Source organism: Gammaproteobacteria bacterium, assembly GCA_035546635.1.
Taxonomy (GTDB): Bacteria; Pseudomonadota; Gammaproteobacteria; order JAURND01; family JAURND01; genus DASZWJ01.
In genome coordinates this window covers 1-13,742 of record DASZWJ010000011.1, presented here as the reverse complement: position 1 = coordinate 13,742, position 13,742 = coordinate 1, and the positions used below count along the sequence as shown (strand labels likewise).

The following is a 13,742-nucleotide window of genomic DNA, read 5'->3' as shown; positions in this document are numbered from 1 at the left end:
CTATGGCAATTATTCGTTGTGGTTGGAGTAATGGCAATGCGTTGTTAACACAATACCATGATAATGAATGGGGTGTGCCCTTGCATGATGAGCACAAACTATTTGAGTTTTTATTGTTGGAAGGCGCTCAAGCAGGGTTAAGCTGGCTGACCATATTAAAGAGACGCGAGCATTATCGTTTAGCGCTGAATCAATTTGATCCGCAAAAAATTGCACGCTATACCCCCGCTAAAATCGAGCGCTTACTTGCCAATCCCGGATTAATCCGTAATCGTTTGAAGATCGCAAGTCTTGTTACCAATGCGCGCGCATTTCTGGAAGTACAAGCAGAATTTGGTTGTTTTGACCAGTATATTTGGCGTTTCGTCGATGGGCAGCCCATCATTAATCGCTGGAAAAGTAGCGGTGAAAATCCAGCAACAAGTAAGGCATCTGATGCCATGTCCAAAGATCTAAAGCGCCGCGGTTTTACGTTTGTCGGTTCTACGATTTGCTATGCATTTATGCAGGCCACCGGTATGGTAAATGATCACGCGGTAAATTGTTTTCGTTATCCTGAAGTGATGTCATGTCAGAAGAAGATTTATTCCAACGTGCTTTAGAATTACACCAGACTGGCCAATTTGCGCAAGCAGAAGCCTTGTATAAACAAATACTCGTCAAAGAACCGGGGCGCGCTGAAGTATTGCATTTGTTAGGTATTCTGGCTGGGCAGCAGGGCGATTACGGTTCAGCATTAAAATGGATACAGGCCGCTATAGAAAAAGAACCGGATTCGGCGACCTTTTATAACAGTTTGGGCAATGTCTATCGCCAGTCAGATCAAATTGATTTAGCGATTGAAAACTATCAAAAGGCGCTGAAATTACAGCCCAACTCACCATCAGCCAATAATAATTTAGGCATATTATTTTACCGCCAGAATCAATTTGATGAAGCGATAAAATATTATCAAGCCGCCATCGCTTTAAAACCTGATTACGCCGATGCACATTTTAATCTCAGCACGGCACTTACAGCGCAACAAAAATTCAGCGAAGCTAAACAACAATTGGAAATGGCTTTACGCATTCAACCCGAACATCCCCAAGCCCATGCGCATTTAGGCCAATTATTATTGCAGGAAAATCGTCCCCTGGAAGCTACGGCGCATTTTGAAGAACGCTTGCGATTAGATCCTGAGCATGCGGAAACCCACCATCAATTGGCTGTAGCGTTGACGCAGTTGAATCATTTGGAAGAAGCCATTTCTCATTATGAAAAAACCTTAAAGTTGCAGCCACATCACACCGAAGCTTTACATAATTTAGGTGCTTTATATTTGACACAACGCCAACCGGAATTGGCGCTGCGTTGTTATTTAAGTCTGCTGTCTCTGCAGCCGGATTTAGATACCTATTATAATCTTGGGGTTATTTTTTCTTATCAAGATCGTCATGATGAAGCCATTAACTATTTGCAAGAAGCGTTACGCCTAGAGCCGGATTTTTATAATGCGCATGTGAATTTAGGTGCGGTGTATTTAAAAAAAGAAGATTTACCACAGGCGGCTCACCACTATGAAGCTGCGTTAAAACTACGTCCCAATGATCCTGAATTGTTATATATTTTAGCGGCGATTTCACGAAAATCTGCGCCCACTTCCGCGCCATCCGAATATGTGGAACATTTGTTTGATCAATACGCACCGCATTTTGAGAAGCATTTGCAGGAGTATTTGCATTATCAGGTGCCGGATTTATTGTTTAAAGCAGTGACGGCAGAAATCGGCTCACAAAAGGAAGATTGGGTGATTTTGGAATTGGGATGTGGCACGGGTTTATGCGGTGTACCATTTCGGCGTTTGGCGCGCCAATTGATTGGAGTGGATTTGTCGGAAAAAATGTTAGATGCCGCTAGGCAAAAAAATATTTACGATGAATTGCGTCATGCGGATATAAACAGTGTGTTGGAAAAAAGCCGGGATATTGATTTAGTTTTAGCAGGGGATGTGTTTGGTTATGTAGGCGATTTAGATGAGACATTTGCTTTGACTAGAACGGCTTTAAAAGCAAATGGTTGGTTTGCATTTACCGTAGAAAAGACTTTCTCCGCACCATTTTATTTACAAAGCAATGCGCGTTTTGCGCATAGCCGCGATTACATTGAATCGCTAGCACAAAAGCATAATTTTACGATTGTGCGTTGTGATAATGCTGTGTTGCGCGAACAAAAACAGCAGCCGGTTGAGGGGTATTTGTTTTTATTAAGACCGCTTCATTAAATTGTGTAATGTTTTTTAAAAGGATACAAAAATGTCAGAAGATATACGCGAGCTATTTGATTTAATGCGCAATTTGCATCCTAATGCATTAACACAATTCCTGACAAATCCTTGGCAGATTCTTCAGAATAATAGGCGTCCTATTTCAACAGGTATGATGATTTTTAGTTTGTGTTTATTACTAACCGCAGCTCTGGCTGAATTACAAACAACTCCCTCAAATTCAAGGATTCAAATTCAACATTTTATTGGAATGATGTTTTTAATGATTGGTGTAATCTTGCGCGCAAGAGGCGAATTAGCAATGCTGCCCCAAGCGGCTATACCGCCAGTAGTTCCACAGCACCCACATGACGCTAAAGATGATGACGATGAAGAAAAACCCCTCCTTCAATCTCTATCTCCGGCATAAAGATTGGCTCATTGTGGGGAAAAGCCACCAATTTGCCTTCATTTCCCCAGAAGTGTAAAATCCGCCTGTTTTCCAACTACTTCTCTGCTAAGGAGTGCATTATGGCTAGTGCGTTACTGATACATGGAGTGCCGGTAGAATGCATTAATCAAGCTGCAGTCACTTATTATGTTCCCGCCAAAGTCATTATTTCAGTGCTAGATACCGAAGGGGGGCAGGTCGGCATGGCCAGTCCGAATAAAAATGGCACTTTTGACTATGGTCCCATGCAAATTAATTCTATCTGGTTATCTAAAATTGCGCCTTATGGCTATACGCGCGATCAAATACAAAACGATCCTTGTGTAAATGTGATGGTGGGTACTTGGATATTGAGTAGTAATATTGCTGATTCGCTGGCCGCAGCTAATGGGGGCTATTGGCAAGGGGTGGCGGGTTATCATTCGCATACGCCGTATTTGAATGAACGCTATCAGAGTAAGGTTTTGACGAATTATCAGCAGTTATCGCAGATTTTGTCTCAGACGGAGACGTAGTTTTGTATTCCTCTTGGAAGTTCTCACCCCCTTTTTCAAAGGGGGTGAGAATTTGCGAGAGGGTATAGTGCCAGAGCAGAAAAAGCAGTCAAGAAGAAGCAGTTCAGCCCGCCACCAAACTCAAAAACTCCGCCCGCGTGCGATTATCATCCCGAAACGATCCCAACATTTTCGAAGTCTTCATCACCGAATTCTGTTTCTCCACTCCGCGCATCATCATGCAAAAATGCTTAGCTTCAATAATCACCCCAACTCCGGCTGCACCAATGGCCTCAAATACACATTGCGCAATCTGCTCGGTCAGCTGTTCCTGCACCTGTAAGCGTCGTGCAAATAAATCCACAATCCGCGCAATTTTAGACAAGCCAATAATTTTACCTTTAGGAATATAAGCCACATGGCATTTACCGACAAAAGGCAATAAATGATGTTCGCACAATGAATACAGCTCAATGTCTTTGACAATCACCATTTCCGACATGGATGAGCTAAAAATTGCTTGATTCACCAAGGTATCTAAATCCTGATGATAGCCACGAGTCAAATAACGCATCGCTTCAGCGGCGCGTTTGGGGGTGCCGCGCAAACCTTCACGATTTACATCTTCACCAATTGATTTAATAATTTCAGTAAAATATTTTTCCATAATGCAATATCTTCAATCAAATGAGCCGGACATAGGACGCCCGCCCAATAAGTGAAAATGCAGATGATAAATGATCTGACCACCACCCGCATTGCAGTTGATAGCCACTCGGTAACCTGGCTCGGCAATTTGCAACTTTTTAGCCAGCTGCTGAGTGACATGCAGCATATGGCCAGCCAAAGAAATATCTTCAGTTGTCAAATCATTCAAAGTGGCAATATGTTTGCGTGGGATGATAAGTTTATGGCTGGGGGCTTTGGGGTGAATATCATCAAAGGCGATGACTTGATCGTCTTCGTAAAGAATCGTTGCGGGTATTTCTTTGGTGATGATTTTGCAGAATAAGCAATCGGTCATGGTGTTAGCCTGCTAATTAGTTAGATGTAACTCTCTTTATTTGAGAGGCTGGGCATCATAACATGGTTAAAAAAAAGAATCTCCTTCGATCTATTCGAGCATGCTAAATCCCAGATCTGTACTTTGTTCAGGATGTATCAAGCTTTGCCATGAAGTATAAGATGAGTCATCAGTAGAATGAGCCACTGTACTGACTAACGAGCGCAATTCTGGTTGTATTTCTAGACGTTTTAAAAGTAAATTAGCGATGGAGTTATTCAGGTTAAAATCATTTCTTGAGTCAAATAGAGACAGCACATTAGCAATATCAGCATAACTGACGGTTGGCCGTTCGATTAATATTTCAGAACTTTTGCTATTTGAATTTTTTAAAGGCTGTAACATTGTAACCAATTTGTTATACGCTTCTCGAATAGATCGGGGTGCTTCTTTGCTTGCAGTAGTAAAATTTTGTAGGAGATTTTCTTCCGCCAAAACCCGAAGTAATAAGCCATCATCAAATACTATTTTTTGTAGCTCTTTATAGTTAACTGGTAATGCCTGCATTTGTTCAGTGTAAGGCAATTTTTTGCGCAGTTGGCTGGTAATTCTATACGCCGTTGTCTCATCAAAATACTCTGTCAAAAATTTACCTAAATCAGCCATAAAACTGCTAATTCGGGTAGTTTCTTTTTTTACATCCTGTTGTTGTGAAGTTTTGACAAAATATTCAGTTAATTTTTTAAAATTATCTATAATTTCTGGATCTTTTATAAGCTGAGATATAAGATTTTCTATTAGAGAACTTTTTATATCAGTAACATAATCAGCAAATCGACATACACCCATATATTTCATTTCTGTCATCATGCAATTGGTAGCTGTTTCAATACTTTCAGTTAAAGAGCTACAAATTTTAATCGGTGTTTTTAACCAACTGGCTTGATTTGTAACATCATTGCAAGTAAATTCTTCAGGTAGATTATATTTTTCTTTATGTTCCAGAAGAAACATTCCTTCTTCTTCAAGAAAACCATGCGAACTTAGCATTTGTTGTACAGCGCCGGGGCCTGATCGATTGATCACCTTGTATAAATGGTCAAATTTTGTATAGGTTTCTGGAACCCTATCCATTTTGGCATAATTGTCAAAACAGGTGTGAATTAAATCTTTAGTTAGAGGATGGCCTGGGCTACATACGAATGCATCATTGCCAGCGGCATTGAAACCGGCAGTAGAAGAAGTTACATTAAAACATTCTTTTTCTGAAGAAAATGCCGGATGTTTATGTAAAGCAGATTTACCAGGGGCTAAATCGCTGTCGACATAAGCGCCGCCATATTCTTGTTCTGTTCTATATCGAATCAAATCGCTAGCTGCTCCGTAATTGGGGCGGAATTTATCCATTTCATAACGGATAAGTTCCTGCATTTGCTCCACTTCTTTTTCACTGAGATACTTAGATGGTTTTCTAAATAAAACGCTGATATCGGCTACGAGAATAGGTTTTTCTGCTGAAGATGAGCTGGGACTGGCAGATTTTGTGCCTTCAATAATTTGATCTATTTCTGAACTTGCAGTAAATACATAACCGCGCTCTTTGTATTCGCGATGCACTGAGGTGGGCATGGATTTATAATCCACCCATAATATAGGTTGCATATTTGGATTTTTATTGCGCCAGTCTAGCAATATATGATGATTGCTGGTGTCGGGTGTTTGGTCATTTTTAGGTAGTGGACGAGTGCCTACCCATATAGTGCTAATAATTTTAGGTGTTGCAAAGACAGTTTTTTTATCTTTCACTTCTTGGTCAGGTATTTTATCCTTAGTTGTATCTAGGTGGGTATTAATTGCTAAATAAGTTGAAGCCGGTTTTTTTAGAACTGATACGGTTTTTAATTCTTTAGGGTCGGTTTCTATGGAAACATTTTCAGTGACTAAGCCTGTTTTTATATCCGAGACATCTTTAATATCTGCAGGTAATTTGGGTTTTAGAAATTTGGCAATAGCTTCAATACGATTGTCAAATTGCTGTGCAATAACAGGGATAGTTACAGGATATTGTTTCTGAATGGACTGAATAGAGTTTAATATGGCGTTATATTGCTTTAGGATAATATCTAAAGAATTTTTCTTTTCACTAAAATCGATAACGTTATCTTCACAGTTTTCAATTAAATCTTTCAGATCTTTTAAAACTGCACCAATATCTGTTGTAAATTCGTAAGCTTGACTAGTCATGGTATTGCATCGATAATTAATTATTGTGAGTTATTATAATTAGCTAAAATTAATGCTTTATTAAAGATGGCTTTTTATAATTAAAATTTCATGACATGTAATGCCTTAAGGTTTTATTAAATAAATTGCTAAATCGTTGTTATTTAATATAATGGCTTAGATTAAAAACTTATATTAATGTGAAAGAATATGCCACTTAGTCCCCACAAATTATCCTATGAAAGTTTTCTAGAAATTATCCGTTGGTTGAATAAAGCAGATACACACAAATTGTCCTCTCCCACTAATATCAAAGCTATTGTTACTGAAATGCCAAAAGACGGTAAAATTTTCTCTTTTGATTTTAAAAGAGAAGTATTAAGTTTTACTGACATTAGAAAACCGTTTGAACCCAAAAAAGTATGCCCAGAAAACTATACTGACATTATGGCAACGATCTGGCAGGAGTCTGTTTATTTAATGGTAGGCAGAGAGCCAACTTGTTATCTGCCATTTAAAACTATTGCTGAAAAATCTATTGCTGATTTATCTGCAGTTGTAAAAACGAGTGAAGTGATAAGTACTGATGGGATACAAGGAATGATCCTTGAGTATGCGTTAGATGCTGACAGACTGGCTGAAGCTGCCGAAAAGCTTGGGTTTTTTAAATCTCCTACGCTCGAAAAATCTGACGAAATTGACAGCGGCACTGTGCCCTATGTAAGCAAGCACTCTTTTTGATTTTTCTGTTTTATTTGCTAGTAAATATCACTTGCTTAGGTTGTTAGGAATAGCCATATACCTTATAATCCCTTCCCACTTTTAAACCTGACCTACAGCCTATATGACCTTAAAAATTATCTCCATGAACCTAAATGGCATCCGCTCCGCAGCTGCTAAAGGCTTTTTCACCTGGCTTGCTGAGCAAAATGCCGATGTTGTTTGTTTACAAGAAACCAAAGCCCAGATGGAGCATCTAGACGGCGTGCACTTCCGCCCGGAAGGTTATCATTGCTATTTTCATGATGCTGAGAAAAAAGGCTATAGTGGGGTGGGGATTTATACCCGACAAAAACCGGATAAAATTGAAATAGGGCTAGGTTGGCCGATTGCCGATCAGGAAGGGCGCTATATTCAGGCGGATTTTGGTAAATTATGTATTGCGTCACTTTATATGCCTTCGGGTACTAGCGGAGAGGAGCGGCAGAAGCATAAATTTGAGTTTATGGCGCATTATATGTTGTTGCTTAAGAAAATTTATGACCAAGCTAAGATCCGGGATTTTATTATTTGTGGAGACTGGAATATTGCGCATAAAAATATCGATTTGAAAAATTGGCGCAGTAATCAGAAAAACTCCGGGTTTTTGCCGGAGGAGCGGGCTTGGTTGGATGAGTTATTTGATAGCGTTGGTTTTGTGGATGCATTTAGAGTCGTTAATCAGGAACCGGATCAATATACTTGGTGGTCGCATCGTGGGCAGGCTTGGGCAAAAAATGTTGGGTGGCGGATTGATTATCAGATTATTACGCCGGGATTGCGTGATAAGGTGCGGTCAGCAGAGATTTATAAAAAAGAGAAATTTTCTGACCATGCGCCGTTGATTATGGAGTATGATTTGTAAAATCATTCAAGCAGGGATGGTAATCTGTTTGGCATGTGTTATTGTTCTAGCTTTAGCTATTGGCCGCCGCTGAGATATTTACCGCTAGATTTACCGTATCAATCATTATTGAAGAGCACCCATGACAGATTACAAAAATACCTTAAATCTCCCCAAAACCGACTTCCCCATGAAAGCCGATCTGGCGAAGCGGGAGCCGCAAGTCCTAGAATTTTGGGAACAACAACAAATCTACAGCAAGCTCCGTGCGCAAAGATCACAGCATAAAAAATTTATCCTGCACGACGGCCCCCCTTATGCAAATGGCCGCATTCATATCGGTCATGCACTCAATAAAACCCTAAAAGATATCGTATTAAAATCTAAATCCCTGGCTGGGTATGACACGCCATATGTACCTGGCTGGGATTGTCACGGCCTACCCATTGAATTAAATGTTGAAAAAATGCTGGAAAAAAGCGGCCAAAAAGCCACGCCGCGCGAGTTTCGTAAAGCGTGTCGTGATTATGCCCAAGGCCAAATGGAAATTCAGCGTGACGAATTTAAACGCTTAGGCGTGTTTGGTGATTGGAGTCATCCCTATTTGACCATGGATTTTTCCTTTGAAGCAGACGTGATAAGAAGTCTCGCGCAAATTATTAAAAATGGTCACATGGTGCGTGGCAGTAAGCCGGTGCATTGGTGTGTGGTTTGTGGGTCAGCGTTAGCTGAGGCAGAGGTGGAATACCGCGATAAAAATTCTCTGGCGATAGATGTGCGTTTTGAAGTAGTTGATCCGGCTCAGTTTTTAGCGCGTTTTAACCGCAAATACGTGCCGTTTCATCCGGTCAGTGTAGTGATTTGGACTACCACGCCATGGACACTGCCGGCCAATCAGGCAGTGGCTTTAAACACGAATATCGAATATGCGTTGATTGAATATGTACCGCTGTCAGAAGCGCATCAAGCGCAACAGAATGGTGACCCAACACAAAAAGCTTATCTAGTGGTTGCGGCCTCATTAGTCGACTCGGTCATGCAGCGTTGTGGTATAACCAACTACCATGTGGTTGCCTCAAGTTTAGGTGAGGCATTAGAAGGGCTGAAGCTACAACATCCCTTTTTACCACGCCAAGTGCCTATTATTTTGGGCGATCATGTGACTGTCGATGCCGGTACTGGTGCAGTGCATACGGCGCCAGCGCATGGTCAAGAAGATTATGTGGTCAGCAGTCGTTACGGGTTAGCGTTGGAAAATCCTGTAGACGATAAAGGCTGTTTTGTCGCAGGAACGCCGTTTTTTGCCGGTGAACATGTGTATAAAGTCAATGAGCATGTGGTAGAAGTACTGCAGGAACACGGGAAGCTGCTGCATCTTGAGAAGATTAATCACAGCTATCCGCATTGTTGGCGGCATAAAACACCGCTGATCTTTCGTGCCACGCCGCAGTGGTTTATCAGTATGGAGCGCAAAGGTTTGCGCGGACATGCATTAGCAGCCATAGACCGCGTCAAATGGTCGCCAGATTGGGCGCAGGCGCGGATTGCGGATATGGTGGTGCAGCGTCCTGATTGGTGTATTTCGCGACAGCGGTTATGGGGCACACCCCTAACATTGTTTGTGCATAGACAGACTGATGAGTTACATCCTGAGACACCCGCATTGATGGAAAAAGTAGCCGCTCTGGTAGAGCGAGATGGCATCGATGCCTGGCATGATTTGGCAGTAGAGACTTTATTAGGTGAGGAGGCAGCTGATTATCGTAAGGTGTCTGATAGTTTGGATGTATGGTTTGATTCCGGTGTCACTCATGCTTGTGTATTGGCTAAACGCCCCGAGCTCACTTGGCCGGCAGATATGTATTTAGAAGGTTCCGATCAGTTTCGTGGTTGGTTTCAATCTTCATTATTAACGGCAACGGCTATGCGTGGTGAGGCACCCTACCGTATTGCACTGTCACATGGTTTTACCATCGATGTAGAAGGGCAGAAGATGTCCAAATCGCTGGGTAATGTGATTTTGCCGGAAAAGGTGTGGAGTAGTTTAGGCGCGGATATTTTGCGATTATGGGTGGCTTCTACGGATTATCGCGCAGAAGCGACCATCTCCGATGAAATATTGCAAAGAGTAGCGGAGGTGTATCGGCGCATACGTAATACTGCGCGCTTCTTGCTATCAAATTTGTTCGACTTTAATCCGTTGCAGCATGCGCTACCATTTACTGAATTACTGGCGTTAGATCGCTGGGCGATCGATCGGGTACGACGTTTGCAGTTGGAAGTTAGACAGGCCTATGATCTTTTTCAGTTTCATCAGGTCAGCCAGAAGCTGCAGCAATTTTGTACAGTTGATATGGGTAGTTTTTACCTGGATATTATTAAAGACCGTCAGTATACGGCGAAGACTGAGAGCCGTGCCCGGCGTTCTGCGCAGACGGCGATGTATTATATTTTGGAATCTTTAGTGCGGGCATTGGCGCCTATTGTGAGTTTTACAGCGGAAGAAATCTGGCAAAATATGCCGTGGAAGGCGCAGGAATCCGTGTTTTTGGCTACCTGGGATGAAAAATTGCCGGCATTGGCAGTTGATGAGCCATTTGGCGCCGCTTATTGGCAGCAGTTGATGCAAGTGCGGGAGCAGGTGAATCGAGAGTTAGAAAAAGCACGCGTTGTAGGTAGCATTGGTTCTGGATTGGCAGCTGAAGTGGATTTATATTGTGAACCTAAGTTATATGATGCTTTAGCCAAAATTGGTGATGAGTTGCGTTTTGTATTGATTACTTCTGGTGCGCGGATTCATCCTGCTTCTTCACGCGAAGAGGGAGCGGTTGTTACGGCAATATCGGAATTATGGATTAAAGTTTCTGCTTCAGCTTATGAGAAATGTGAGCGTTGCTGGCATAGACGTGCAGATGTGGGTAGTGACTCGCAGCATCCAGGTTTGTGTGCACGTTGTGTGGAGAATGTGGTGGGTGTTGGGGAGTTGCGGGAATTTGCTTGATTTTTTTCTTCCCTGGGAGGTGCCCTCTAACAGCCTTGGCATTTTCCCTTCTCCCACAAGGGGAGAAGGTATAATGAATTTTTTTATTAATAGAGAATTATGCAAACCTCTAAAAAAAACGCGTTAAAATGGTGTTGGCTGTCAGTGATAGTCATTGTGCTGGATCAGCTGAGTAAATATTGGGTTGAGACACATTTAATACCGTATCAGCCTTTACCGGTGCTACCATTTTTTAATTTAACCTTGATGCATAATACCGGCGCGGCTTTTAGTTTTTTAAGTCGCACTGGGAATTTATCCACTTGGTTGTTTAGCATGGTAGCGATAGTTGTCAGTATCGTACTGATTGCCTATTTAAGACGCATTCCTGCTGCGCGGCGCTGGATGGCTTGTGCTTTGGCTTTGGTGTTGGGAGGAGCGCTTGGTAACTTGTTGGATCGGTTTACTTCAGGGTATGTGATTGATTTTTTAGATTTTTATTATCAGCATTGGCATTTTGCGGCGTTTAATCTGGCAGATTCTGCTATTACGGTGGGTGCGGCGATGTTGTTGATTGAGGCATTTTTCTTTAAGAGAGAACCATCTTAGTTTTAGCTGTATGGCTGTCATCCTTGGCTTACGCTTTAGGATGACAGCCTAGCAGCCTAGAACCAATCCTTATTAATTTCCCCAGTTTTACCATCGATATCTAAATCGACTTTCTTGCCATCTTTATCCAGTGCAATCGCTTCATATTCACCACGGTCAAAGCCAATCTTAGAGATGCCATGATAACCGGCGTTCTCTAGTTTTTTAGCTATGTCTAATAGTGACAGCGTAGTGGCTTTGGCTTTAGGCTCAACTATTTCGCCAGTTTGTGGATTGATGCGAATTTTTAAGTTTTCTCCCTGGCTATTAAATGCTTTCGTCACATAAAGTCCATTTTGGAATTCGATTTCGCGGAATACGGTGTAACCTTTGGATTGTAGGTTTTCCAAAATTTTTGATAGCGGCATGGCATTAGCAGGCATTTCATCTGCGAATACAGTTTGCATTCCTAAGCTTAAAAAACTGATTAAGATAGCAATTGAGGCATATTTTCTCATGAATTGTCTCCTTTTTATTCGGGCAGTTGGTGGAGGTATGTTAACATACTTATAACTATTCAGACATTGCTAAAAGAGTTCTAACCTATGAAAATCTTACTAGCCAATCCGCGTGGATTTTGTGCCGGTGTTGACCGGGCGATAGAAATCGTCGAGCGTGCGCTTGAAGTGCTGGGAGCGCCAATTTATGTGCGCCATGAAGTGGTGCATAATCGATTTGTCGTCGATAATTTGCGTCAGCGTGGCGCGGTTTTTACCGATGATTTGCAAGAGATTCCAGAAAATGCCACCGTGATTTTTAGCGCACATGGGGTATCGCAGACCGTCAGAGAAGAGGCTAAGGCACGTTCACTTAAAGTATTTGATGCGACCTGTCCGTTAGTGACCAAAGTGCACTTAGAAGTGGCGCGTTATAGCCGCCTAGGTATAGAGTGTATTTTAATAGGTCATGCCGGACATCCTGAAGTTGAAGGCACTATGGGACAATATGACAATGCCGATGGTTGTATTTACTTGGTGGAAACTGAACAAGATGTCGCCAGATTAGCCGTGAAAAACTCTGATAATCTGGTGTATGTGACGCAGACCACGCTCTCTACTGATGATACCGCGCGCATCATTAACGCTTTGCGGTTACGCTTTCCGAATATACGTGGCCCCAAGCGTGAGGACATTTGTTACGCCACGCAAAACCGCCAAGACGCAGTGAAAGAATTGGCTGCGCAGTCAGAAGTCGTGATTGTAGTTGGCTCTATTAATAGCTCTAATTCTAATCGTTTAAAGGAACTCGCGGAGCGACTGGGTTGTGTGGCGTACTTGGTAGATGGGGCTGCTGAGGTTAATCCAGGGTGGGTTGCGGGTAAAACTGTAGTGGGGGTTACGGCAGGTGCTTCAGCGCCAGAGATTTTAGTCCAAGAAGTGGTGGCAAAACTGCAGTCTTTTGGGGGTGAGCTGGTGCAAGAATTAACCGGACGTCAGGAGCATATTATGTTTGCTTTGCCTAAGGAACTGCGAAGAGCAAGAACTGTAACAAAGATCGATTAGGGATAGTTTACCAACACGCTGATTGTTGGCCATTTCCTGAGAATTTTTTCTGCCCAGATTCGTCTAAGCTTAGCGTGCCGCAGGTTTTGTCTTCAGTCTGGCTACCAAGTGGCGTGGCTTGTAGTAAATAGGTGCTATCAGTCGCATTGTTTAGCTGTATTTGATAATAATTATTTTCAGTATAGGCATTGACTTCAAGATTATTAAGTGTGGCTCCAATATAAGTTTGATGGGAGCTGCGGTAGCGTTCTAGCCCTGCGGCCAGATCAACCAGAGCAATTTGCGCATGGGTGCGACGGGTTTTTAGAATGTAATGCATATAGCTTGGATAGCTGAGGGTGATTAAAATACCTACAATGGCGAAGGTAGTGATTAGCTCAAGCAGTGTGAAGCCTTTTTGTGTGACTGATAGCATAAATTACTGGCCTTGGACAAATAATGAGAGTGTAAATTACTGGACTTTAGCCATTTTTTGGCTGGGTTAATTTGAAAAAAGTAAGCTAAATCAGTTGCCAAAGCTGGCAGATCATGTATTTTTAAGTTTCTCAAAAAACAAAAATAACAAGAGGAACTGCCAGCGATGACACCAGAAA

14 protein-coding genes are annotated in these 13,742 nt (G+C 42.1%); 9 read left to right on the top strand and 5 right to left on the bottom strand.

Annotated features, from left to right (window positions below; genetic code table 11):
- Positions 1-2: 2 nt before the first annotated feature.
- From VHE99_01930 to VHE99_01915, 4 genes are all read left to right on the top strand, one after another.
- Entirely contained in the window at positions 3-602 is a 600-nt protein-coding gene (locus VHE99_01930) for a DNA-3-methyladenine glycosylase I (GenBank protein HVV67786.1), read from the top strand.
- Positions 569-2,263, top strand: coding sequence for a tetratricopeptide repeat protein (locus tag VHE99_01925; protein HVV67785.1), 1,695 nt, complete (start codon positions 569-571; stop codon positions 2,261-2,263). The genes VHE99_01930 and VHE99_01925 overlap by 34 nt, the downstream gene beginning before the upstream one ends.
- Positions 2,264-2,294: 31 nt before the next feature.
- Positions 2,295-2,675, top strand: a complete 381-nt coding sequence (locus VHE99_01920) for a hypothetical protein (protein ID HVV67784.1) — start codon at positions 2,295-2,297, stop codon at positions 2,673-2,675.
- Positions 2,676-2,776: 101 nt separating this feature from the next.
- Complete coding sequence (locus VHE99_01915) at positions 2,777-3,211, top strand: lytic transglycosylase domain-containing protein (protein ID HVV67783.1); 435 nt, start codon at positions 2,777-2,779, stop codon at positions 3,209-3,211.
- A gap of 103 nt (positions 3,212-3,314) precedes the next feature.
- Here the strand turns inward: VHE99_01915 and folE are convergent, their stop codons facing one another.
- The 3 genes from folE to VHE99_01900 all read right to left on the bottom strand — a co-directional run bounded on the left by folE (position 3,315) and on the right by VHE99_01900 (position 6,437).
- Positions 3,315-3,857, bottom strand: coding sequence for a GTP cyclohydrolase I FolE (gene folE / locus VHE99_01910; GenBank protein HVV67782.1), 543 nt, complete (start codon positions 3,855-3,857; stop codon positions 3,315-3,317).
- A 12-nt stretch (positions 3,858-3,869) separates the two neighbouring features.
- Complete coding sequence (locus VHE99_01905) at positions 3,870-4,214, bottom strand: histidine triad nucleotide-binding protein (protein ID HVV67781.1); 345 nt, start codon at positions 4,212-4,214, stop codon at positions 3,870-3,872.
- Positions 4,215-4,304: 90 nt separating this feature from the next.
- The gene (locus VHE99_01900; GenBank protein ID HVV67780.1) at positions 4,305-6,437 is read right to left on the bottom strand and encodes a glycosyltransferase; all 2,133 of its coding nucleotides are present in this window, start codon (positions 6,435-6,437) and stop codon (positions 4,305-4,307) included.
- Positions 6,438-6,626: 189 nt separating this feature from the next.
- On the opposite strand from VHE99_01900, the gene VHE99_01895 reads away from it, so the two are divergent.
- The 4 genes from VHE99_01895 (at position 6,627) to lspA (ending at position 11,608) form a co-directional block, all read left to right on the top strand.
- The gene (locus VHE99_01895; GenBank protein ID HVV67779.1) at positions 6,627-7,157 is read left to right on the top strand and encodes a hypothetical protein; all 531 of its coding nucleotides are present in this window, start codon (positions 6,627-6,629) and stop codon (positions 7,155-7,157) included.
- Between the two features lie 103 nt (positions 7,158-7,260).
- Entirely contained in the window at positions 7,261-8,040 is a 780-nt protein-coding gene (locus tag VHE99_01890) for an exodeoxyribonuclease III (protein HVV67778.1), read from the top strand.
- Between the two features lie 121 nt (positions 8,041-8,161).
- Entirely contained in the window at positions 8,162-11,020 is a 2,859-nt protein-coding gene (gene ileS / locus VHE99_01885; protein HVV67777.1) for an isoleucine--tRNA ligase, read from the top strand.
- Between the two features lie 99 nt (positions 11,021-11,119).
- Positions 11,120-11,608: a signal peptidase II gene (gene lspA, locus VHE99_01880; protein ID HVV67776.1), complete on the top strand. Its 489-nt coding sequence runs from the start codon at positions 11,120-11,122 to the stop codon at positions 11,606-11,608.
- A gap of 56 nt (positions 11,609-11,664) precedes the next feature.
- On the opposite strand, the gene VHE99_01875 is transcribed toward lspA, so the two are convergent.
- Positions 11,665-12,105 carry a PepSY domain-containing protein gene (locus tag VHE99_01875; GenBank protein HVV67775.1) on the bottom strand — a complete coding sequence of 147 codons (441 nt, stop codon included), beginning with the start codon at positions 12,103-12,105 and terminating at the stop codon, positions 11,665-11,667.
- Positions 12,106-12,192: 87 nt separating this feature from the next.
- On the opposite strand from VHE99_01875, the gene ispH reads away from it, so the two are divergent.
- Entirely contained in the window at positions 12,193-13,149 is a 957-nt protein-coding gene (gene ispH / locus VHE99_01870) for a 4-hydroxy-3-methylbut-2-enyl diphosphate reductase (protein ID HVV67774.1), read from the top strand.
- A 7-nt stretch (positions 13,150-13,156) separates the two neighbouring features.
- Here the strand turns inward: ispH and VHE99_01865 are convergent, their stop codons facing one another.
- Positions 13,157-13,564, bottom strand: a complete 408-nt coding sequence (locus tag VHE99_01865) for a type IV pilin protein (GenBank protein HVV67773.1) — start codon at positions 13,562-13,564, stop codon at positions 13,157-13,159.
- Positions 13,565-13,742: the final 178 nt, after the last annotated feature.

Coding starts and splice junctions, on each gene's coding strand:
- VHE99_01930 (HVV67786.1), top strand. CDS start 3: ATGGCAATTATTCGTTGTGGTTGGAGTAATGGCAATGCGTTGTTAACA.
- VHE99_01925 (HVV67785.1), top strand. CDS start 569: ATGTCAGAAGAAGATTTATTCCAACGTGCTTTAGAATTACACCAGACT.
- VHE99_01920 (HVV67784.1), top strand. CDS start 2,295: ATGTCAGAAGATATACGCGAGCTATTTGATTTAATGCGCAATTTGCAT.
- VHE99_01915 (HVV67783.1), top strand. CDS start 2,777: ATGGCTAGTGCGTTACTGATACATGGAGTGCCGGTAGAATGCATTAAT.
- folE (HVV67782.1), bottom strand. CDS start 3,857: ATGGAAAAATATTTTACTGAAATTATTAAATCAATTGGTGAAGATGTA.
- VHE99_01905 (HVV67781.1), bottom strand. CDS start 4,214: ATGACCGATTGCTTATTCTGCAAAATCATCACCAAAGAAATACCCGCA.
- VHE99_01900 (HVV67780.1), bottom strand. CDS start 6,437: ATGACTAGTCAAGCTTACGAATTTACAACAGATATTGGTGCAGTTTTA.
- VHE99_01895 (HVV67779.1), top strand. CDS start 6,627: ATGCCACTTAGTCCCCACAAATTATCCTATGAAAGTTTTCTAGAAATT.
- VHE99_01890 (HVV67778.1), top strand. CDS start 7,261: ATGACCTTAAAAATTATCTCCATGAACCTAAATGGCATCCGCTCCGCA.
- ileS (HVV67777.1), top strand. CDS start 8,162: ATGACAGATTACAAAAATACCTTAAATCTCCCCAAAACCGACTTCCCC.
- lspA (HVV67776.1), top strand. CDS start 11,120: ATGCAAACCTCTAAAAAAAACGCGTTAAAATGGTGTTGGCTGTCAGTG.
- VHE99_01875 (HVV67775.1), bottom strand. CDS start 12,105: ATGAGAAAATATGCCTCAATTGCTATCTTAATCAGTTTTTTAAGCTTA.
- ispH (HVV67774.1), top strand. CDS start 12,193: ATGAAAATCTTACTAGCCAATCCGCGTGGATTTTGTGCCGGTGTTGAC.
- VHE99_01865 (HVV67773.1), bottom strand. CDS start 13,564: ATGCTATCAGTCACACAAAAAGGCTTCACACTGCTTGAGCTAATCACT.